The organism is Microbacterium sp. M1A1_1b, from assembly GCF_053345565.1.
This window is the reverse complement of sequence record NZ_JBKFAJ010000001.1, coordinates 423,652-443,013: the sequence shown is the minus strand read 5'-3', so window position 1 is coordinate 443,013 and position 19,362 is coordinate 423,652. Positions and strand designations below refer to the sequence as shown.

Below are 19,362 nucleotides of genomic sequence, written 5' to 3'. Positions count from 1 at the left end.
TGTCGTCCTGACGAGGGGGACCCCCGTGTTGGATTCCGTGACGTCGTCCGCGCTGCAGAGTGCGCTCGACGGGCTGTCGATGCGCCAGCGCGTGATCGCGAACAACATCGCGAACGTCAACACCACGAACTACCACGCCGAGAAGGTGCAGTTCGAGGACGCCCTCGCACAGTCCGTCGTCGACGGGTCCGGCCGCACCACGCCGACCGTCGCACGTTCGCTCGAGCCCACGAACACCAACGGCAACAACGTCAACCTCGACGAGGAGACGCTGTCGAACATCGACACCGTGCTGCGGTACCAGTTCGCCACGCAGGCGATGAACTCGGAGCTCACGAGCGTCCGTGCGGCGATGCGGACGAACTCGTGACGACCTTCGACGCGATCGGCATCGCGAGCACCGGGCTCACCGTGCACCGCAAGTGGCTCGACGCCATCTCGGACAACATCGCCAACGTCAACACGGTCCGGTCGATGGACGACTCCGCGTTCCAGGCCCGCTACGTCGAGGTGCAGGAGGGCGCCGGCGTCTCCGGTGCCTACGTCAAGGGCGCCGCGTTCGGCAGCGCCGCCGGCCGCGTGACCTACGACCCCGACAACCCGCTCGCGAACCCCGAGGGCTACGTCCGCATGCCGGACATCGACCTCGGCACGCAGATGGCGGACCTCATCATGGCCCAGCGCGGCTACCAGGCGAACGCCGCCGTGGTCGACCGTGCCAAGACCGCCTACGAGGCGGCACTGCAGATCGGGAAGAACTGATGCCCATCGACGCCGTCAACGGCGTGACCACGAACGCGCTCTCCGGTGTGTTCGGCACGTCCCAGGCCACGACGCCCGCCACCAGCACGCAGCCCACGACCGGCACCGACGGGTCGTTCGCGGCCAGCCTCGGCAACGCCGTCGACGGGCTGCAGGACCTGCAGAGCACGTCGAAGACCCTGGCCGTCAAGGCCGTCACGGGCAACCTCGACGACATCCACGACGCCACCATCGCGTCCACCCGCGCGCAGGTCACGCTCGAGCTCGTGGCCGCCGTCCGCAACAAGGGCGTCGACGCCTTCAACGAGATCATGAGGATGCAGGCCTGATGCCCGCCGCACTGCAGAACCTGTTCGGGCGTCTCGGCGCCTACGTCAAGGGCTTCTCCGCCGCCCAGCGCACCATCGCCATCCTGGCGGTCGCGGCGCTCGTGCTCGGTGGGATCGCGCTGGCCTCGTGGCTCGGCAAGCCGTCGTACGCCCCGCTGTTCACCGGCCTGGCCGCTGCCGACGCGTCCTCGGTCACCGACCAGCTCACCACGGACGGTGTGCCGTTCCAGCTGACCGACGGCGGCGCCACCATCCTGGTGCCGCAGTCGTCGGTGTACACGGAGCGCCTGAAGGCCGCGTCGAACGGGTTGCCGTCATCGAACGAGGGCGGCTACTCGCTGCTCGACAAGATGGGCGTCACCAGCTCGGAGTTCCAGCAGGACGTCACGTACAAGCGCGCGATCGAGGGCGAGCTCGCGAAGACGATCTCGGCGATGGACGGCGTGCAGACCGCCAGCGTGCAGCTCGCGATCCCGGCGAAGTCGGTGTTCGTGTCCGAGGAGAAGGACCCCACCGCGTCGGTGTTCATCGCGACGAAGAACGGCGTGCAACTGACCACCGACCAGGTGCAGTCGATCGTGCACCTGACCAGCGCCGCGGTCGAGGGCATGCAGCCCACCGACGTGTCCGTCGTCGACTCCAAGGGCCAGACCCTGTCCGCGGTCGGCACCGGTGCCACCGGGTCCGGCGCGGACCAGGCCGCCGACTACGACGCGACCACCTCGAAGAAGATCCAGGACCTGCTCGACACGACGCTCGGTGCCGGCAACGCCAGCGTCGTCGTGTCGGCGACGATGAACCAGAACACCGGCACCCGCACGTCCGAGTCGTTCACGACGCCGACGACCGGGCCGGTGGCGCTCAACGAGTCGTCGACCAAGGAGCAGTACGGGTCCGGCTCGGGTGCGGCCAACGGCGCGACCGGCGTGCTCGGCCCCGACAACATCGCCGTCCCGAACGGCACCGCGTCGGGCGCTGCGAGCGGTGACGGCGGGTACGACAACGAGTCCTCGACGAAGAACAACGCCGTCGACAAGACCACCGAGACCACGCAGCTGCCGTCGGGCGGCGTCGACCGGCAGACCGTGTCCGTCGCGCTCAACAGCAAGGCGTCGTCGGTGCAGAACGCGAACCTGCAGAGCATCAACGACCTGGTGTCCGCCGCTGCTGGTGCCGACACCGCACGCGGTGACCAGGTCAAGGTGGCGATGATGGACTTCGACACCAGTGCCGCCGACCAGGCTGCCAAGGCCCTGAAGACCCAGCAGGCGGCCGACCAGCAAGAGGCCCTGTGGTCCTCGATCCGCACCGCCGGGATCGTCGTCGGGATCGCGCTCGCACTGATCGCGCTGATCGTCTTCCTGGCCCGCCGCGGTCGCCGTCAGGAACGCGAGAGCGTCGACGTCGGCGAGCTCGACGCCTTCGGCTCGTCGTTCGAGCTGCCGCTCGCCGTCGACGCCGCCGACCAGCGCAGCGGACTCGCAGCCGGGTCGGACGCGCCGACCGTGGCGCTGTCCACCCTGCCGCACGACGACGCGCCGACCGAGGTGCTCACCACCGACGAGATCAGTGCCGAGCGCCGCCGCCAGGACATCTCGAACCTGGCCGAGCGGGACCCGAAGCGCACCGCCGAGCTGCTGCGCGGCCTGCTGGACGACCGGACCTCGGTGTGAACGGCCCCGTCGCCGCCTCCGGCCCGCGGTCGTTGAGCGGCGCGCAGAAGGTCGCGCTCATCCTCATGCAGATGGAGACCGACCGCGCCGCCGAGGTCATGAAGCAGTTCTCCGAGCTGGAGGCCGAGGAGATCTCCGCCGAGATCGTCCGGATGCGCCGCGTCGAGGACACCGTGGTCGACGCGACGCTGACCGAGTTCCACCGGATGACCCGCACCGGGCGCACGCACCGCCGCGGCGGCAAGGACACCGCGCTGGGCCTGCTCGACGCCGCGTTCGGTTCCGAGCGCGCGGCCGGGGTCATGGACCGCCTGGCCTCGAACCTGGCCGGGCAGTCCTTCGACTTCCTGGACGACGCCGAACCCGGACAGGTCATCACCCTGCTCGAGGGCGAGCTGCCGCAGACCATCGCCCTGGTGCTCGCCCACCTGCAGCCCGCCCAGGCCAGCGCCGTGCTCGCCGGGGTCGACGACCGCGCCCGCACCGACGTCGCGCAGGCGTTCGCCACGATGGGCAGCGCCACGCCCGAGGCCGTGGGGATCGTCGCGGGCGTGCTCCGCCAGCGTGCCGGCGCCGTCGTGTCCCCGCGCGAGAGCGTCGAGGTCGTCGGCGGCATCGCGCCCCTGGTCGACATCATCAACCGCTCCGACGTCGCCACCGAGAAGGCCGTGCTCGACGGGCTCGAGGCGCGCGACCCGGAGCTCGCCGAGGACATCCGCTCGCGCATGCTCACGTTCGAGGACATCGTCAAGCTCGAGTCCCGTGACATCCAGCAGGTGCTGCGCGGGATCGACTCGAAGATCCTGGCGACCGCCATGAAGGGCGCCGCCGGACCCGTCGTCGAGACCATCCGCGCGAACGTCTCCGAACGCAACCGCTCGCTGCTCGACGACGAGATCCAGGCCATGGGCCCGGTCCGCGTGTCGCAGGTCGAGGAGGCCCGCGCCGAGGTCGTGCGCTCCGTCCGTGAGCTCGAGGCCCAGGGCGTCATCACCGTCCACCGCGCCGAGGAGGACGAGCTCGTTGACTGACACCACCACGTTCGCGCGGGTCGCGTTCCCGGTCGTCGCCGACGCCGGCTCAGCCAGCCGTGCCGCCAGCGCCGAGGTCCGCGGACACGCTGCCGGCTACGCGGCCGGACTGCGCGCCGCGCACACGGACACCGAGGCCCTGCGCGCCGAACTCGAGGCGGCGCACGTCGCCCGACTCGAGCGACTCGAAGCCGACACCGCGCGGCGGCTCGCCGCGATGTCGGCCGCGACGGACGCGCTGCTCGCGCGCACCGCACCTGTGCTGGCGTCCGCCGAGCAGTCGGTGGTGGACGCGGCCATGGAACTGGCCGACGCCGCCGTCGGGTACGCGATCCGGGCCTCCCGTCCGGCATCCGCGGACAGCGTGGTCGACGACGGCCTGGAGGACCGGGTGCAGCCCGGCGCCGAGGCGACCGTCCGTCGTGCACTCGCGCTGGTCGACCACACGCTCGCGATCGCCGTACGGCTCAGCCCGGCGGACGCGGCCGCCGTCGCGGTCCTGGACCTGCCGGTCGCCGTCCGCACCGACGCGACCCTGTCCGACGGCGATGCCGTCGTGGACCTGCCGGACGGCGTGCTCGACGCCCGGATCGGCGCCGCGCTCGCCCGCGCGAAGGCCGCACTGGGGGTCAGCGCATGACCGCCACCCTGCTCCGACCGCGCGCGCTCGACGCCGCGGTGGCCCTTGCCGCACCGCAGCGCGTCGGGGTCGTCACGAGCGCCGTCGGCCTGGGGCTGACCGTCGCCGGGCTCGACGTCAGCGTCGGCGAGGTCGTCATGGTCGGCCGCGAGGACGGACCGCAGACCGCCGTCGAGGTCGTCGCCACCGACGCCAGCGGTGTGCGCTGCATGCCGCTCGGACGGCTGACCGGCGTGACCGCCGGGATGCCCGCACGACCGACGGGCCGTCCCGTGCTGGTGCCGACCGGACGTGGACTGTTCGGGCGGGTGCTCGACGGGCTCGGGCTGCCGATCGACGACCGCGGACCGCTCGACGCCGACGACTGGGTCGAGCTCGACCACGCCACGCCGAACGCGATGGCCCGCACCCGGATCGACACGCCGATGCAGCTCGGGGTCCGCGTGCTCGACACCCTGACCACCGTGGGACGCGGGCAGCGCATGGGCCTGTTCGCCGGGTCCGGTGTCGGCAAGTCCTCGTTGCTGTCGATGATCGCTCGGGGGAGCGACGCGGCCGTCAACGTCATCGCGCTGGTCGGCGAACGTGGCCGCGAGGTGCGCGAGTTCCTGGAGGACGACCTGGGGCACGAGGGGCTCGCGCGGTCGATCGTCGTCGTGTCCACCTCGGACGAGCCTGCGCTGATGCGCCTTCGTGCCGCGTTCGTCGCCACCCGCATCGCCGAGTCGTTCCGCGATGCGGGTCAGGACGTCGTGCTCATGATGGACTCGCTGACCCGCGTCGCGATGGCGCAGCGCGAGATCGGCCTGTCCGTCGGCGAACCACCCGCCACCCGGGGCTACCCGCCGTCGACGTTCTCGATGCTCGCCGGGCTGCTCGAGCGTGCCGGCACCGACCGGGTGGGCAGCATCACCGGGCTGTACACGGTGCTCGTGGACGGCGACGACCACAACGAGCCGATCGCCGACGCCGCGCGCAGCATCCTCGACGGGCACGTGGTGCTCGACCGGAAGCTCGCCGTCACGGGGCACTTCCCGTCCGTCGACGCCCTCGGGTCGATCTCCCGCGTGGCGTCGAAGGTCACCTCGCCCGCCGAGCGTGCCGCCGCGACCGGCCTGCGAAAGGTGATGGCCGCTCGCAAGGCCGCGCAGGACCTGCTCGACGTCGGCGCGTACCAGCGTGGATCGAACCCGCTGGTGGACGCGGCCGTCGACCACCAGGACGCGATCGACCAGTTCCTGCGCCAGGGCATGGACGAGCGGGTCACCGCCGCGGACTCGTGGCAGCGGCTCGACGCGCTCGTCCGCCAGCTCGGGGGTGCGTGATGGCTCGGACCTTCCCGCTCGCCGGGCTCCTGCGCCTGCGGCACGCCGAACAGGACCGCGCTGCGGCAACGCTGACGACCGCGAACGACCGCGTCCGTGAGGCCGCCGACGCCCGCATCGCCGCACGCCGCACGCTCGAGGACTCGGCCACCGCGATGCCGATCGAGGACGCCGCCACCCTGAGCGCCGTCGCCGCAGCCCGGGCCGCGACACGGGGGATGCTGCGCGAGCTCGACGTGGTCGTCGAACACCGCCGCACGGACGCCGAGCGCGCGCAGGGCGAGTACTCCGCCGCACGCCGGTCGGCCCTGGGGCTCGAGAAGCTCGAGGAGCAGCACACGGTCGCCGCCCGCGCCGAGGAGCTCCGCACCGAACAGAACGCACTCGACGAGATCGCGGCACGCAGCCGCACCGAAGGGGGGACCCGATGAGCCTGGATGCCGTGCTGAGCCGGATCTCCGAGATCCGCTCCCAGATCGACACGCTGCAGAGCGGTGGGACCCGCACGTCCTCGTCGTCGGCCGCTGCCGCCGCGTCGTCGTCGGCGTTCGACGCGACGATGGCCGCGACCGCCACCGGCGGTGCCGCAGCCAGTGCATCGACCGCGGCCACCACCACCGCGCCGGCCACGTCCGTCGACGCGGGCAAGGGCACGGTCGCGACCGGCAGCGGCAAGACCGGCGACGACGTCGTGGCCGACGCGAAGAAGTACCTCGGCGTGCCGTACGTGTTCGGTGGCACCACCACCGCGGGCATGGACTGCTCGGGCCTGGTGCAGACCGTGTTCAAGGACCTCGGCGTCACCATGCCGCGGGTCGTGCCGGACCAGGCGAAGATGGGCGTCGCCGTGCCCTCGTTGGCGCAGGCGCAGCCCGGCGACCTGATCATCCCGAAGGGCGAGGGCCACGTGGTGATCTACGTCGGCGACGGCAAGGTGCTGCATGCGCCCCGCCCCGGCAAGGACGTCCGGATCGTCGACAACTGGTACAAGGACTCCGACATCGCCACCATCCGGCGCATCGTGCCGTCGGCACAGGAGGCTGCCGCCACCAAGGCCGTCTCGGCACCGAGCGCGTCGGGGTCGGGCACCGATCTGCAGACCGCTGCGCTGATGTCCCTGCTGCAGTCGGGGAGTGGCGCATGAGCCCGACGATGACCGTCGCCCCGGGGGCGCCCGGTCCCGTAGCGGCACCGGCGTCGACCGGCCGTTCCGCCGCGCCGTCCGGTGACGCCGCCGCGACGAGCAGCGGGTTCGACGCCGCGATGACGGCGGTCGGTGCGCGCCCCGAGCGGCAGCAGGCCGCACCGCGGAGGGGCGCGGACGCCGACACGACCGCCGCGTCGGCCGACGACACCGCCGCACCCGCGGGGCAGCCCGCCGGGTTGGCCGCGCTGCTCGGCCTGACGGCTGCTGCTGCCGGTGGCCCTGCGCCGAGTCTCGCCCAGGCGGACGGAACTCGGCTCGGAACCGCCGCAGAGCGTCCGGCTGGCCGAGACTCGGCGGCCGGCAACGGTGCGGGCACGCTCGGCGCGCTCGGCACGACGGCCGGTTCGTCGGCGGGTGCCACGGCGCAGGCCGTTGCGGGTGCCGCTGCTGCTGCTGCGCCGAGTCTCGGCGCGGCGGACACATTGCATGGTGCAGCGGCCGCAGGTCGTCCGGCCAGCCGAGACTCGGCCGGCACCCCTGCGGGCGCGGCCATGTCCGCAGCCAGTACCGGCACGGGTACCGCCGCCGCTTCCGCCACCGCGGATGCGGCGCCGAGTCTCGGCCGGGCGGACGAAACTCGCGCTGCCGCGGCCGCGAACAGTCCGGTGGGCCGAGTCTCGGCAGGCGTGGGCGCGGCGGGTGCGGCGGGGGCTGCGGCGGCCGCGTCGGCGGCGCCGACGCCGACCGCGCCGTCGGCCGCTCAGGCGAGTCCGGCACCCGCCGCCGCACCCGTACCCGTCACCGCGACCGCGACGACCACCGCGACCCCGACGACCACCGCGGCACCCACCGCGACCCCGACGACCACCGCGACCCCGACGACCACCGCGACGGTGACGGCCGGAGCGACCACCGCCCTGCAACCCCGCCGTGTCGGCGGCGCGAGCGGACCCGCGCAGGGTGAGTCGAGCCTCCAGGCCGCGACGGCCGCGACGGTCGTGACCACCGAGCCGACCACGACGTCAGGCGTGCCGTTCGCGCTGCCGACCGCCGCCCCGACCGCCACGGCGACGACGTCGGCGCAGCCGACCGCCTCCGCCCCGGCACCCCTCGCGCAGCAGCTCGCACGACCGGTGTTCTCGCTCGCCCAGGCCGGCCCCGGCGATCACGTCGTGACGGTGCAGGTCGTGCCGGACGCCCTCGGTCCGGTGACGGTCCGGGCCCACGTCACCGCGCACGGCATGCACGTCGAGCTGTTCGCGGCCTCGGACGCCGGGCGCGAGGCGGTACGCCAGGTCTTGCCGGACCTGCGCCGCGAGGGCACCGCGGTCTCGACCACCCTCGACCTGTCCTCGCAGAACCACCCGGGGCAGAACAACCCGGGGCAGTCGGCCGGCCAGTCGGCCGCGCGCGACGGGCGTCCGACCGGCGGACCGGCGACTCCGCCGTCCGACCGGGAGGCCCGACCCACCACCGCCGAGTCCGCTCGGGCCGCCACCACCACCGTCCGCACCGCGGGACTCGACGTCCTCGCCTGATCCGGATCACGACAAGGAACCCACCATGCCCCTCGACGGGATCACCGGCAGTGTCGACCAGGCCACCCAGGCCGCCGCCCTCGCTGCGAACACGACGAAGAAGTCCCAGACGATGGACTCCGAGGTCTTCATGAAGCTGCTCGTCACGCAGCTGCAGAACCAGGACCCGTCCTCGCCGATGGACACCAACCAGATGATCAGCCAGCAGACGCAGCTCGCGATGATGGAGCAGGTCACCAACCAGACCACGACGGGGAACGAGAACTTCTCGCTGCAGATGCGCATCGCTGCCGCGAACCTCGTCGGCAAGCAGGTCAGCTACACGGACGCGACCTCGGGTGCATCGATCACCGGGAACGCGACCGCCGTGTCGTACGCCAAGAGCGTGCCGACCGTGACCGTGAACGGGAAGGAGGTCGATCTCGACGTGATCTCCGGTATCAAGACCGCTTCCTGATCGTTCTTCCCGCTCCTCCTTCCGTTTCTCCTCCCTGAAAGGGACACACCATGCTCCGCTCGCTCTACTCCGGGATCTCCGGCCTCCGCTCGCACCAGGAGATGCTCGACGTCACGGGCAACAACATCGCCAACGTCAACACGGTCGGCTTCAAGGCCTCGACCACCGTGTTCCAGGACACCCTGTCGCAGATGACCCAGGGTGCCGGGGGACCGCAGACCGGCATCGGTGGCACCAACCCCGCTCAGATCGGTCTGGGTGTGCAGGTCGCCGGCGTCTCCACCAACTTCGCGCAGGGCTCGGCGCAGGCCACCGGCAAGGCCACCGACCTGATGATCTCCGGCGACGGCTTCTTCGTCACCCGCCTGGGCAACGACACCGTGTACAGCCGCGCGGGCGCGTTCGACTTCGACGCGAACGGGCGCCTGGTCAGCTCGGACGGCAAGATCGTGCAGGGCTACTCCGCCACGAACGGCGTCGTGAACGACGGCGGCGCGCTGTCCGACATCACCCTGCCGTTGCAGGCCGCTGCCCCGGCGACCGCCACCACCTCGGCGACCGTCGCGGGCAACCTGCCCTCGGACACCGCCGTCGGCGAGACGCTCAACCGCGACGCCACCGTGTACGACCAGTACGGCACGAAGCACACGCTGTCCCTGGCCTACACCCGCACCGCGGGCGGCTGGTCCGTCGCGGCCTCGAACGGGCAGGGTACCTCGGCCACCGGCAACGTCACCTTCGGTCCGGACGGCAAGATCACCGCCGGTGCGACCCTCGCCGTCGGTGGCATCACCGTCGACATGACGCAGCTGTCCGGGTTCGCCTCGTTGAACACCGCGTCGATCTCGTCGCAGAACGGCCACGAGGCCGGCTCGCTGCAGAACTACACCATCTCGAAGGACGGCACCGTGATGGGGACGTTCTCGAACGGGTCGTCGATGGCCCTCGGCCGGATCGCCCTGGCGACGTTCGCCAACCCCGGTGGCCTCGAGAAGGCCGGCGCATCGGGCTACCGTGCGACGGCCAACTCCGGCCAGGCGCAGGTCGGCGTCCCCGGGTCGGCGGGCATCGGATCGCTGGCGGCCGGCACGCTCGAGATGTCGAACGTGGACCTGTCGCAGGAGTTCACGAACCTGATCGTGGCGCAGCGCGGGTTCCAGGCGAACGCGCGCATCATCACCACCTCGGACGAGGTGCTGCAGGAGCTGACGAACCTGAAGCGCTAGTCGACGTCGCCGCGGCGACGACCTGTCGGACGGGAGGCGCGGTGCCAGCTGGCACCCGCGCCTCCTGTCATCGGAAGGCGGACGCGGGGATGACCTGCAGCTGCGAGTCTGCGTAGCCACCGACGTACAGGTCGCCGGTGACGGGATCCCGGTCGAACGAGACGGGGTTCCGGACGGTCGGCACCGTCTTCACCAGCGTCGGCCTGCCTGCCGACGACACCTTCAGCTCCGCGATCTTGTTCGTGTTCGCCAGAGCCGTGTACACCGTGCCGTCCTGATCGGAGCCGATCCAGAACGCACGCCCGGGCACAGATGCTCGACCGAGCAGTCGCGGGGTGCCGGCCAGGTCGTAGGTCAGGACCGCGTTCCCGCGCACGTCGCACACGGCGACCCGGCTGCCGCCGATGGGCACCACGTGGCTCGGGCCCTTGCCGGCGGGGAGCGCTGCGACCAGTCGCAGGGTGGTCGCGTCGTACACGAAGAGCAGGTTGGCTGCGACGTCGACCGCAGCGACGCGGTCACCGACGGCGGTGATCCCGCCGGGCTGGACCGGCTGCGTGAAGTGCGCCACGGTCTTGCCGTCGCGCAGCGCACGAACGGCATGGCCGTACTCTTCGGTCACGAACGTCGTCTCGCCGACCTCGACTGCTTGATGCGGTTGGGTGCTCGTCGATTCGGAGCTCTCCACCTTCAGCGAGGGCACCGCGAGTCGGAACAGCGTCGCCTTGTCCTCGGCGGGCAGCAGCAGTGGCCCGTTCGGGGCGGAGAGATCGATCATCCGGCCGGCACCGGGCACCGCCTTGGTGGTGACCGATCCTGTGGCGATGTCGTAGACGGCGAACGCGTCCTGTTTGCGCGCGGCGAGGTACACCGTGTGGACGGAGTCGACGAACGCCACACCCCACGGGTGGGTGCCCTCGGGCAACGCGACCACCCGGCCGACGGGTGGCGTCGATGGAGCGGGTGCGGACCCTGGCTCAGCCGCTTTCGTCACGGCATGGCCCTGGTAGCCCAGTTTCGTGGCGGAGGCGGAGGCGGAGGGTGTCGGCGTGGTGGGCGGAGCCGTACACCCGGCGAGGACGACTGCAAGCGCGCAGATGCCGACGAGGACCACACCGCGGTGCGGGCGTCGAGCACGTGTGGACCGGGTCACATGTGGAGGCTACATCGGGCGTCCCCGCGCACGTCAGGTGGATCGGGTCCGGTGTGCTGCAGCACGACTGCGGCACACACGGGTCGTCAGGTCGGCGGGTCTCACGGCATCGCCGCAGCGTCGACAGCACCCAGCACGACGGTCCGGATGTCGGCCGAACCGGGTACGTCGTGGTCGACCAGCAGTGCACGCATACCGGCAGCACGCGCACCGACGATGTCGCGCGCGACGTCGTCGCCGACGAACAGACACTCGGCGGGACCGACGTCCAGCGCACGTGCCACCGTCAGGAACGCCCGCGCGTCGGGCTTCTGGACACCGATGGCTTCGGAGATGCACACGGCGTCGAACGCGGTGTCGAGACCGGTCCGCGCGAGCTTGTCGCGCTGTTGTTCCTCGGACCCGTTGGTCAGCAGGCCCAGGCGGAAGCCCCGAGAGCGGAGGTCCTGCAGCAGGGAGAGCGTCCCAGGGAACAGACGCCACGACGTCCGGTACCCCTGCAGGTACTCGTCGAACAGGGCGTCCAGTCCGTCGTCGTCGGTGGGAACCGGGCGACCGAGCGCTGGCAAGACCGTGCGCAAGCGTGCTCGCCGCTGCTCCTGGAAGCTGATCTGTCGCGATCGCCATCGCTCGTACTGCTCGTCCTCGGCGGCGAACCACGCGTCCACGGCCGCGTCCGTGGGCTGCAGGCCCAGGCGCTCGAGGAACGCGACGACACCCGTCCGGGCGGCGCCCCGGTGGTCGAACAGGGTCCCGTCCAGGTCGAAGCAGACTGCGCGCAGAGCCGTCATGCGCCCAGGCTACGGGGCGTCCTTCTGCATGGTCGAGGCCAGTTCGACCGCCAGTTCGACCGCCCGTCGTGCGGTCTCCGGCACGAGTGGGATCGTCGCGAGCGCGTCGACCGCGACCCACCGCGGCTCGTAGCGGTTCGTTGCCGACGCTCGGTCGCGCTCCGGGCCGCCCAGGGTTACGGCCTCACGGCCCACCCGGACCGCGAAGTACGCAACCGGGACGTCGTGGTCGATCGGCACGTCGATCAGGTCATCGACGGTGCCCTCGAGCCCCGTCTCCTCGAACAACTCACGCCGACACGCCTGGCGGAGGTCCTCGCCGTCCTCCACACCACCACCCGGCAGGACGCAGTAGTGACGACCGTCTTTGTGCCGGTCGATCACGAGCAGACGGTCGTTCCCGATGACGACGGCCGCTGACCTGATGCGCATCGACCCAGCTCACCACGAACTGCGGCGTCGTGTCCCGCTGCGCGACCCACCTGAGAAGATGAACTGTGCCCGTGCATCTCCGACCGTGGTCGCCCGACGACGCGTCGGCGCTGCTCGTCGCCCGGCGGTCGAGCGCCGACCTCGACCCGCAGTTCGCCGGCGCAGACATCCACGACGAACTCGCGGCGACCGACTACATCAGCACGTTCCTGCCGTTCGGCGAGCGCGCGAAGCACTGGGCGGTCGTCCAGGACGGGGTCGCCGTCGGGAACGTGGGGCTCACGGCGATCGAGATGCGACACCGGACAGCGTGGGTCTCGTACTGGCTGGCTCCCGGTGCCCGAGGGCATGGCTCGGCGTCGCGTGCCGTGCAGGCCGTTGCTGCGTGGGCGTTCGACGCCGGCCTGTTCCGACTCGAACTCGGACACCGTGTGAACAACCCGGCATCGTGCCGGGTCGCCACCGCGGCGGGCTTCGTGGCCGAGGGTGTCGAGCGCCAGAAACTGCTGTACGGCGCGGAGCGCTTCGACGTCGAGACCCATGCACGTCTGGCGAGCGACGCTGCTCCCGTCACGCCGGGTCTCCCGATGTGCTGGCCGCACCGAGCGGGATGACGATCGTGACGAACGATGCCGAGTGGCTCGTGCGGGTCTTCATCGATCACGGTGACTCGCCCGTCTGGTACCGCGGACCCCTCGACTACGACGAGATGCACCTGTCACCCGAGCTCGAACGGGACCTCCGCGCCTTCGAAGCCCGGTACGACGAGGTGCTCGACGACCGCCACGGGTACGCCGTGCTCCCCGAACACCGGGAGTCCTACGAGCGCGAGGGCGAACGGCTCGCATGGGCTCTGGCCGTCGAACTCGGCGACCAGTTCGCGGTCGAGGTGTTGCATCCCGAGCGTGGGTCGGGTTCACGGCGGTACCGTGCAGCGTCGCCGGCCACGAACCGCCGAGCACAAGCGGCGTTCCTGGCGCTGCACGACGACGACCGGAACCCACGAGCTCCGCGCTGAGCGCCACCGGTCAGTGCGGGCGCACCCACACCCGCAGCGGACCGGTCGTCCGCAACCCGGCGGTGAGCGCCGTCGCAAGGTCGACCCCGTGCTCGTAGTCGACGACGGGCAGACCCGGACACAGCAGGTCCGCGACCGCCAGCAGGTCCCGCCAGGTGCTCGTCGTCACCTGGTCGCCGTGGTCGAACACGTTGGACAGCCCGGCGACGTCGGCACCCCGCATCACGACTGCACCCGCGGTGATCTGGTCCACCGAACCGAACACGACGACGGCGGTGCCGGCGTCGTCGAGCAGGTGGTCGGGGAGCGGCGACGGCAGCCCCGACGCTCGGTTCCACGACGCCAACTGCTCGGCATCGCGCGCGACGAACCACCCACGGCTGACCGATCCGCTGGACCGCGGTGCACGACCTATCCACTGCGCCTCGAACGCGACCGCGAAGCCGTGCGCCGTCAGGTCGACGTCGGCGAAGCTGTCCTTGACCGAGCACCGGTCACGTCCGGTCAGCGCCTGCGCGACGTCGTCCGGTGCCACGCCGGGGCGCAGTGTGACCAGGTCCGGGAACAACGGTGGCGGCGCGGTGTCGAGCAACCAGAACCCGTTCGCGTCGTCGATCGTTCCGGGCGCCCCCGCGACGGTCGCGCACCACGTGACGTTGTTCCGGATCGCTGCCTCACGCAGGTCCATGGACGCCTCCAACGGAACTCGACGTCCCGGACCCGGGGTTGCCGCTGACGAGCGTGGCCATGCCGCGATGATGGCACGGTCCCGCGGTGGCACGGAAGGCCCTTAGGCGATGCGAAGGACCCGGCAACGCTGCACGCAACCAGGCACATCACGGTGGGGTGATGGCTCAGACGACGACTGCGGGACGACCACACGCCCCGTCCTCACGACGCATCCCGCCGGCCCACGCGATCCTCCGGAGGGTGATCCGCGGTCGCGTGGGAACGGCCGCGTGGGAACGGCCCGCGTACCTCGGGCTGCTGGCGGGGACCGCGGCGCTGTACCTGGTCAACCTCGGTGTCAACGGATGGGGCAACGCGTTCTACGCCGCCGCCGTGCAGGCCGGCAGCCAGAGCTGGGAGGCGTTCTTCTACGGCTCGTCCGACGCCGCGAACGCGATCACCGTCGACAAGCCGCCGGCGTTCCTGTGGGTGATCGGCATCGTGGTCCGCGTGTTCGGGTTGAGCTCGTGGTCGATCCTGGTGCCCGAAGCGCTGATGGGCGTCGCCACGGTCGCGATCCTGTACCGGATCGTCCGTCGTCGATTCTCCGCGGGAGCTGCGCTGCTCGCGGGCGGTGCCCTGGCGACCACCCCCGTCGCGGCGCTGATGTTCCGGTACGACAATCCCGACGCGCTGCTGACGCTGCTGACGGTCGGCGCGATCGCTCTCGCCCTGCGGGGCATCGAGACGGGCGCGATGCGGTGGATCGTCTGGGCCGGCGTGCTGGTCGGCCTCGGTTTCCTGACCAAGCAGCTGCAGGCGTTCCTGGTGCTGCCGCCGCTGATCGGGGTGTACCTGTGGGCGTCGCCGCGACCGCTGCTGCGGAGGATCGGGCACCTGCTCGCCGCGGCCGGAGCGCTCGTCGTCTCGGCGGGGTGGTGGGTCGCGATCGTCGAACTCGTTCCCGCGTCGGCGCGGCCGTACATCGGCGGGTCACAGACCAACGACTTCCTCGAGCTGACGTTCGGCTACAACGGCTTCGGTCGGGTCACCGGCGACGAGACCGGCAGCGTCGTGCCGGGAAGCGGCACCACCGGCGCCGGATCCTGGGGGTCGACCGGACTCACTCGGCTGTTCGGGTCGGAGTTCGCGACGCAGATCACCTGGCTACTGCCGACCGCTCTGGTCCTGCTCGTCGTCACGCTGGCCGCTGTCGGGCTGCGCCGCCGCACCGATCCGCGTGCCGCCACGGTGCTGGTGCTCGGGCTGTCGCTGCTGACCACCGGCCTGGTGTTCAGCTTCATGGGCGGGATCTTCCACCCGTACTACACGGTCGGGCTCGCTCCGTACATCGCCGGGCTCGTCGGCATCGGCGCCGGACTGCTGTGGCAGCGCCGGCAACGGCTGGCATGGCGTGTCGTCGCTGCGGTCACCGTCGCGCTCACCGGCGCGTGGTCGTTCCACCTGCTGTCGCTGGCTTCGACGTGGCAGCCCTGGATCCGCTGGACCGTACTCGTGACCACCGTCGTCGCCGCGGTCCTCGTGCTGCTGCCGCGACGCACCCGCTCGCTCAGCGTGGTCACCGCCAGCGTCGTGCTCGTGACCGCACTGCTCGGACCGACGGCGTTCTCGGTGCAGACCGTCACCGTCGGCCACACCGGCGCCCTGCCCTCCGCCGGCCCGTCCGTCGGTACGGGCGGCGGACCCGGTGCGCAGGGCGGGCCCGGCGCGGCCGGTGGGCCCGGCGGAACGGGCACACCCGGCGGGCAGGGCGCTGCCGGCAGCCGGAGCACACCCGCTGGCGACGGCGGCGGGACCGGTGGCGCCGCCGGCAACCTGCTCGGCGGATCGACGACCGTGGCGACGGCGCTGCAGGAGGCCCTGTCGAAGGACGCCGACGACTACACCTGGGTCGCGGCAACTGTCGGGTCGAACAGCGCCGCGACCTACCAGCTGGCGACCGGCGACCCGGTGATGGCGATCGGTGGCTACAACGGCACCGACCCGTCCCCGACCCTGGCGCAGTTCCGAAGCGAGGTGGCGGCGGGGGAGATCCACTACTTCGTCCCCGGCACGTCGAGCAGCTCGGACACCGCCGCGGCGAAGATCACCGCGTGGGTCGAGGCGCACTTCGAGGCCACCACCATCGGCGGCACGACCGTCTACGACCTCGGCTCGTCGTCCTGATCTACGCTGGTCGGATGCTCTCCCGACGTGACGCCGCCGTTCGACTCGACATCCCGCTCGAGATGGCGACGCACCACGGGCTCCCCGCACGGCTGAGCGAAGCCGACCTGACGGCGATCGAGCAGGACCCGCCCGCGTGGCTCGTCCAGTCCCGCGCCAACCGGACGGGCACCAAGAAGGTCTGGGTCCAGCTGGAGTGCGTGGTGTGTGGCTACGCCGAGACCGCGCGGCCGAAGAAGTGGTGGCCCGACTGGGACCACCTGATGTGCGACTACCACGCCCCGTACCAGGCACCGGATCCGACGGCCGGCCTCACCCGCCGCGAGGTCGAAGGCATCGGCAGCCGCTTCGTCGCCCTGGTCGACGAGCGACCGTAGCCACGCGGGTCGCGACGCGACCAGACGACCGACAGGAGGCGCGGTGCCAGCTGGCACCGCGCCTCCTGTCCGTCAGTCAGCCGGTTTCCGGTCGGCGTCCCAGACCAGGTCCTGCGCATTCCCCGCATGCCGCGCGCCGTCTTTCGTCGTCCAGCGCAGCTGCACCTGACGCAGGTCCATCGCCGCGCCCGATCGCGACGCCGGCCACCAGAGCGACCAGATGCCGTCGTCGACCGCAGTCGCTGTGGCCGGCCGGCCGGGCACGGTCACGGTGAGCGCCGTGACGTCCGAGCCCGCTTGCCCGTAGGCACTCATCGTCCCGGTGTCGTCGTCGCCGTGTTGCTGGAACGTCTCCAGCTCAACCCGGTCAGCACTGATTGCCGGAAGGGGGTTCTTCGTCGTGTCGATGAGCTCGACCGTGACCACGCCTGACGCGTCGGCGAGGCACCAGACCCGTCTGCCCTGGGTGCTGCTCGCGGCGATGAGACTGGTCACCGACCCGCGCTGCTCGACGTTGGTGATGGTCGTGTCGGCGCGGGTCGCCGCAGGCGTGGTCGTGTCGCTGAGCCGCTCGAGGCACTGCAACGCAACCCCGTGCACGTCGACCCGACTGGGGACAGTTGACGGCGTGGGCGTCCAGCTTCCGATGTCCGCACTGGTGAGCGACGGGTTGGTGTGCGAGCCGCCCAGGACGTGCACCAGATCCGTGAGCGGCCCCCCGTTCACCATCGCGACACCGCCGACCGCGGCCGTCGCCGTGATCGCGCCGACGAGGACCCACGTGCAAACACGACGTGGCCCGGAGCGTGACGAGCCGAGGGTGGTGACGGCCAGCGCTGGCGGGCCCGCGATGATCTGGCGGAGCAGTCGCTCCGCTCGGTCAGCCTCCGCCGGGGTGAGCGACCTGGCCGGGTCGGGGTCGTGGCGGCGCAGGGTCTCGAGGACGTCAGACATGGGTGTCGGCTCCGTTCGTGGCGGTGGATGTGGATGTGGATGTGGATGTGGACGTGGAATGGTTGCTGGTCGGTGCCGGACGGTCGGTCGGGGGCTGAGAGCCAGACGCGTCCGCATCCGCGGCGGCGAGCAGGGTCGCCAGCCGCCGGCGTGCCCGAGACGAGCGCATCGAGCACGCGGCGCGGGAGATGCCGATGACGGCTGCCGACTGTGCGGCGGTCATGCCCTCCCACGCCTGCAGCGCCAGGACCTCACGATCGAGCGGATCGAGGTGACGCCAGGCCTCCGTCAGACGCTGCCGTTCGCCGAGGAGTACCGCCGGGTCGCGGACGACGTCGATCGCCGCGTCCTGCGCGAGCTGCACGTGCAGTGCTGAGCGTCGTCCTGCTGCACGCGCTGCGTTGAGCATCGTGTTGCGAGCGGTCCGGTAGAGCCAAGGGAGCGGCGCGACGGCCAGTTCGTCCTGCTTGCGCCAAGCGGTCGTGAACGTCACGGCGACGATGTCGTCGACTTCGGCGAGCGCTGCCCGACGCCTGACGAAGCGCAGGACGGCCGGGTAGTGCTCACGGTAGAGCGCTGTGAAATCGGGGGCCAAGGGGGGTTCCTTTCGGTCGTTCACCTGTTTGTGTCCGGCCGACGGCGATGTGCAACGTGGCGTGTCGGAGTCCGTCTGACCATCCGGGTCGTGGGCGACCAGGTTCAGGGTCACGAACGACGGCCGACCCCGCCCCGCAAATCCGGCCCACAACCGTCGGGAACGAGCCACCGGCCGGACATGGCCAGATGTGTGGGATGCCTGGCCTGTCGACTGGTGCGCCCGCTGGCCCGCCCGAGCGATCGTGGCCATGGTCGATCACCGCGGCACCGTGCCCGGAGAGACCACCAGCGGAAGTGGACCACCATGCGCACGACCATCGCAGGCATCACCATCCCGGACTCGACCCTCGCCGCCGAGGCCACGCAACTGGTCCGGGACACCACGCCGGACCTGTTGTTCCACCACTCCAGCCGTGTCTTCCTGTTCGGCAGCCTGCAGGCCGAGGCGCTCGGCATCGCTCCGGACCCGGAGCTGCTGTACGTGGCCGCGCTCTTCCACGACCTCGGACTCGTGCCCCAGTACCAGGACATGACCCAGCGTTTCGAGATTGACGGCGCCGACCATGCGCGAGACTTCCTCCGCCGACAGGGTCGGGGCGACGCTGATGCGTTGACGGTATGGACGGCCATCGCCCTGCACACGACTCCAGAGGTGCCATACCACCTGGCGCCGGAGATCGCGGCGACCACCGCGGGCGTGGAGGCAGACGTGCTCGGCCTGCACCTCGACCGCATCTCCGAAACACACATCCACGAAGTCACGGCTGCGCACCCGCGTCCCGACTTCAAGCGGCAGATCCTTTCGGCCTTCAACGACGGTTTCCAGCACCGCCCGGACACGACCTTCGGCACCGTGAACGCCGACGTCCTCGAGTACTTCGACAGCGGCTTCCGCCACGTCGACTTCGTGGACGTCATCACGAACTCCGCCTGGGCCGACTGACCGCCGCCGCGAGAGTGCCGTGACGACCACGTGGTCGGGCGGGCGTGCGAGGATGACCCTCCTGCTGCACAGACCGGGCAGCCCGAACGAGCCGACGACAGCGCGAGAACGGA

General features: G+C 71.3%; 23 protein-coding genes. 17 read left to right on the top strand and 6 right to left on the bottom strand.

The annotated features are described in order from the left end of the window. Positions 1-25 precede the first annotated feature (25 nt). The 12 genes from ACLBWP_RS02135 to ACLBWP_RS02080 are packed head-to-tail and all read left to right on the top strand — an operon-like array spanning position 26 to position 10,128. Positions 26-370: a flagellar basal body rod protein FlgB gene (locus tag ACLBWP_RS02135; protein ID WP_243561170.1), complete on the top strand. Its 345-nt coding sequence runs from the start codon at positions 26-28 to the stop codon at positions 368-370. After that, positions 367-762, top strand: coding sequence for a flagellar basal body rod protein FlgC (locus ACLBWP_RS02130; RefSeq protein ID WP_071300900.1), 396 nt, complete (start codon positions 367-369; stop codon positions 760-762). Before ACLBWP_RS02135 ends, ACLBWP_RS02130 begins: the two co-directional genes overlap by 4 nt. Continuing rightward, positions 762-1,091: a flagellar hook-basal body complex protein FliE gene (gene fliE / locus ACLBWP_RS02125; protein ID WP_447653844.1), complete on the top strand. Its 330-nt coding sequence runs from the start codon at positions 762-764 to the stop codon at positions 1,089-1,091. The genes ACLBWP_RS02130 and fliE overlap by 1 nt, the downstream gene beginning before the upstream one ends. Next, positions 1,091-2,764, top strand: a complete 1,674-nt coding sequence (gene fliF / locus ACLBWP_RS02120) for a flagellar basal-body MS-ring/collar protein FliF (protein ID WP_447653843.1) — start codon at positions 1,091-1,093, stop codon at positions 2,762-2,764. The genes fliE and fliF overlap by 1 nt, the downstream gene beginning before the upstream one ends. Then, positions 2,761-3,795, top strand: coding sequence for a flagellar motor switch protein FliG (gene fliG, locus ACLBWP_RS02115; RefSeq protein WP_308221864.1), 1,035 nt, complete (start codon positions 2,761-2,763; stop codon positions 3,793-3,795). The genes fliF and fliG overlap by 4 nt, the downstream gene beginning before the upstream one ends. Continuing rightward, the gene (locus ACLBWP_RS02110; RefSeq protein ID WP_447653842.1) at positions 3,788-4,435 is read left to right on the top strand and encodes a hypothetical protein; all 648 of its coding nucleotides are present in this window, start codon (positions 3,788-3,790) and stop codon (positions 4,433-4,435) included. Before fliG ends, ACLBWP_RS02110 begins: the two co-directional genes overlap by 8 nt. Further along, the gene (locus tag ACLBWP_RS02105; RefSeq protein ID WP_447653841.1) at positions 4,432-5,760 is read left to right on the top strand and encodes a FliI/YscN family ATPase; all 1,329 of its coding nucleotides are present in this window, start codon (positions 4,432-4,434) and stop codon (positions 5,758-5,760) included. Before ACLBWP_RS02110 ends, ACLBWP_RS02105 begins: the two co-directional genes overlap by 4 nt. After that, entirely contained in the window at positions 5,760-6,191 is a 432-nt protein-coding gene (locus ACLBWP_RS02100) for a flagellar FliJ family protein (RefSeq protein ID WP_447653839.1), read from the top strand. The genes ACLBWP_RS02105 and ACLBWP_RS02100 overlap by 1 nt, the downstream gene beginning before the upstream one ends. Next, positions 6,188-6,904 carry a C40 family peptidase gene (locus ACLBWP_RS02095; RefSeq protein ID WP_447653838.1) on the top strand — a complete coding sequence of 239 codons (717 nt, stop codon included), beginning with the start codon at positions 6,188-6,190 and terminating at the stop codon, positions 6,902-6,904. The genes ACLBWP_RS02100 and ACLBWP_RS02095 overlap by 4 nt, the downstream gene beginning before the upstream one ends. Further along, the gene (locus ACLBWP_RS02090) at positions 6,901-8,445 is read left to right on the top strand and encodes a flagellar hook-length control protein FliK (protein ID WP_447653837.1); all 1,545 of its coding nucleotides are present in this window, start codon (positions 6,901-6,903) and stop codon (positions 8,443-8,445) included. Before ACLBWP_RS02095 ends, ACLBWP_RS02090 begins: the two co-directional genes overlap by 4 nt. A 25-nt stretch (positions 8,446-8,470) precedes the next feature. After that, positions 8,471-8,902, top strand: coding sequence for a flagellar hook assembly protein FlgD (locus ACLBWP_RS02085; protein ID WP_243561177.1), 432 nt, complete (start codon positions 8,471-8,473; stop codon positions 8,900-8,902). 50 nt (positions 8,903-8,952) lie between these two features. Beyond that, positions 8,953-10,128: a flagellar hook protein FlgE gene (locus ACLBWP_RS02080; RefSeq protein ID WP_243561178.1), complete on the top strand. Its 1,176-nt coding sequence runs from the start codon at positions 8,953-8,955 to the stop codon at positions 10,126-10,128. Between the two features lie 67 nt (positions 10,129-10,195). On the opposite strand, the gene ACLBWP_RS02075 is transcribed toward ACLBWP_RS02080, so the two are convergent. The 3 genes from ACLBWP_RS02075 to ACLBWP_RS02065 form a co-directional block, all read right to left on the bottom strand. Beyond that, positions 10,196-11,122, bottom strand: a complete 927-nt coding sequence (locus ACLBWP_RS02075; RefSeq protein WP_447653836.1) for a YncE family protein — start codon at positions 11,120-11,122, stop codon at positions 10,196-10,198. Between the two features lie 260 nt (positions 11,123-11,382). Further along, positions 11,383-12,072: an HAD family hydrolase gene (locus ACLBWP_RS02070; RefSeq protein WP_447653835.1), complete on the bottom strand. Its 690-nt coding sequence runs from the start codon at positions 12,070-12,072 to the stop codon at positions 11,383-11,385. Positions 12,073-12,081: 9 nt separating this feature from the next. Beyond that, positions 12,082-12,504, bottom strand: a complete 423-nt coding sequence (locus ACLBWP_RS02065) for an NUDIX domain-containing protein (protein ID WP_447653834.1) — start codon at positions 12,502-12,504, stop codon at positions 12,082-12,084. 71 nt (positions 12,505-12,575) lie between these two features. On the opposite strand from ACLBWP_RS02065, the gene ACLBWP_RS02060 reads away from it, so the two are divergent. Together ACLBWP_RS02060 and ACLBWP_RS02055 are read left to right on the top strand one after the other, a co-directional pair. Continuing rightward, positions 12,576-13,118: a GNAT family N-acetyltransferase gene (locus ACLBWP_RS02060; protein ID WP_447653833.1), complete on the top strand. Its 543-nt coding sequence runs from the start codon at positions 12,576-12,578 to the stop codon at positions 13,116-13,118. Positions 13,119-13,123: 5 nt separating this feature from the next. Beyond that, entirely contained in the window at positions 13,124-13,522 is a 399-nt protein-coding gene (locus tag ACLBWP_RS02055) for a hypothetical protein (RefSeq protein ID WP_447653832.1), read from the top strand. 10 nt (positions 13,523-13,532) lie between these two features. Here ACLBWP_RS02055 and ACLBWP_RS02050 read toward each other — a convergent pair whose 3' ends face one another. Beyond that, positions 13,533-14,210: a hypothetical protein gene (locus tag ACLBWP_RS02050; protein ID WP_447653831.1), complete on the bottom strand. Its 678-nt coding sequence runs from the start codon at positions 14,208-14,210 to the stop codon at positions 13,533-13,535. Positions 14,211-14,452: 242 nt separating this feature from the next. Here ACLBWP_RS02050 and ACLBWP_RS02045 point away from each other — a divergent pair, with 242 nt between their 5' ends. Continuing rightward, a complete protein-coding gene (locus ACLBWP_RS02045; protein ID WP_447653830.1) occupies positions 14,453-16,378 on the top strand; it encodes an ArnT family glycosyltransferase in 1,926 nt (641 codons plus the stop codon). 14 nt (positions 16,379-16,392) lie between these two features. Then, a complete protein-coding gene (locus ACLBWP_RS02040) occupies positions 16,393-16,755 on the top strand; it encodes a hypothetical protein (RefSeq protein WP_447653828.1) in 363 nt (120 codons plus the stop codon). Between the two features lie 72 nt (positions 16,756-16,827). Here ACLBWP_RS02040 and ACLBWP_RS02035 read toward each other — a convergent pair whose 3' ends face one another. Next, entirely contained in the window at positions 16,828-17,709 is an 882-nt protein-coding gene (locus ACLBWP_RS02035) for a hypothetical protein (protein WP_447653827.1), read from the bottom strand. Then, positions 17,702-18,418, bottom strand: a complete 717-nt coding sequence (locus ACLBWP_RS02030; protein ID WP_447653826.1) for an RNA polymerase sigma factor — start codon at positions 18,416-18,418, stop codon at positions 17,702-17,704. Before ACLBWP_RS02030 ends, ACLBWP_RS02035 begins: the two co-directional genes overlap by 8 nt. A gap of 192 nt (positions 18,419-18,610) precedes the next feature. Between ACLBWP_RS02030 and ACLBWP_RS02025 the strand changes: the two genes are divergently transcribed. Further along, entirely contained in the window at positions 18,611-19,249 is a 639-nt protein-coding gene (locus ACLBWP_RS02025) for an HD domain-containing protein (protein WP_447653825.1), read from the top strand. Positions 19,250-19,362 lie beyond the last annotated feature (113 nt).

Excerpts from the sequence above, each read along its gene's own strand:
- ACLBWP_RS02090 (WP_447653837.1), top strand. The coding sequence starts at position 6,901 with ATGAGCCCGACGATGACCGTCGCCCCGGGGGCGCCCGGTCCCGTAGCG.
- ACLBWP_RS02085 (WP_243561177.1), top strand. The coding sequence starts at position 8,471 with ATGCCCCTCGACGGGATCACCGGCAGTGTCGACCAGGCCACCCAGGCC.
- fliE (WP_447653844.1), top strand. The coding sequence starts at position 762 with ATGCCCATCGACGCCGTCAACGGCGTGACCACGAACGCGCTCTCCGGT.
- ACLBWP_RS02105 (WP_447653841.1), top strand. The coding sequence starts at position 4,432 with ATGACCGCCACCCTGCTCCGACCGCGCGCGCTCGACGCCGCGGTGGCC.
- ACLBWP_RS02065 (WP_447653834.1), bottom strand. The coding sequence starts at position 12,504 with ATGCGCATCAGGTCAGCGGCCGTCGTCATCGGGAACGACCGTCTGCTC.
- ACLBWP_RS02040 (WP_447653828.1), top strand. The coding sequence starts at position 16,393 with ATGCTCTCCCGACGTGACGCCGCCGTTCGACTCGACATCCCGCTCGAG.
- ACLBWP_RS02100 (WP_447653839.1), top strand. The coding sequence starts at position 5,760 with ATGGCTCGGACCTTCCCGCTCGCCGGGCTCCTGCGCCTGCGGCACGCC.
- fliF (WP_447653843.1), top strand. The coding sequence starts at position 1,091 with ATGCCCGCCGCACTGCAGAACCTGTTCGGGCGTCTCGGCGCCTACGTC.
- ACLBWP_RS02035 (WP_447653827.1), bottom strand. The coding sequence starts at position 17,709 with ATGTCTGACGTCCTCGAGACCCTGCGCCGCCACGACCCCGACCCGGCC.
- ACLBWP_RS02070 (WP_447653835.1), bottom strand. The coding sequence starts at position 12,072 with ATGACGGCTCTGCGCGCAGTCTGCTTCGACCTGGACGGGACCCTGTTC.
- ACLBWP_RS02025 (WP_447653825.1), top strand. The coding sequence starts at position 18,611 with ATGCGCACGACCATCGCAGGCATCACCATCCCGGACTCGACCCTCGCC.
- ACLBWP_RS02050 (WP_447653831.1), bottom strand. The coding sequence starts at position 14,210 with ATGGACCTGCGTGAGGCAGCGATCCGGAACAACGTCACGTGGTGCGCG.
- ACLBWP_RS02095 (WP_447653838.1), top strand. The coding sequence starts at position 6,188 with ATGAGCCTGGATGCCGTGCTGAGCCGGATCTCCGAGATCCGCTCCCAG.
- ACLBWP_RS02080 (WP_243561178.1), top strand. The coding sequence starts at position 8,953 with ATGCTCCGCTCGCTCTACTCCGGGATCTCCGGCCTCCGCTCGCACCAG.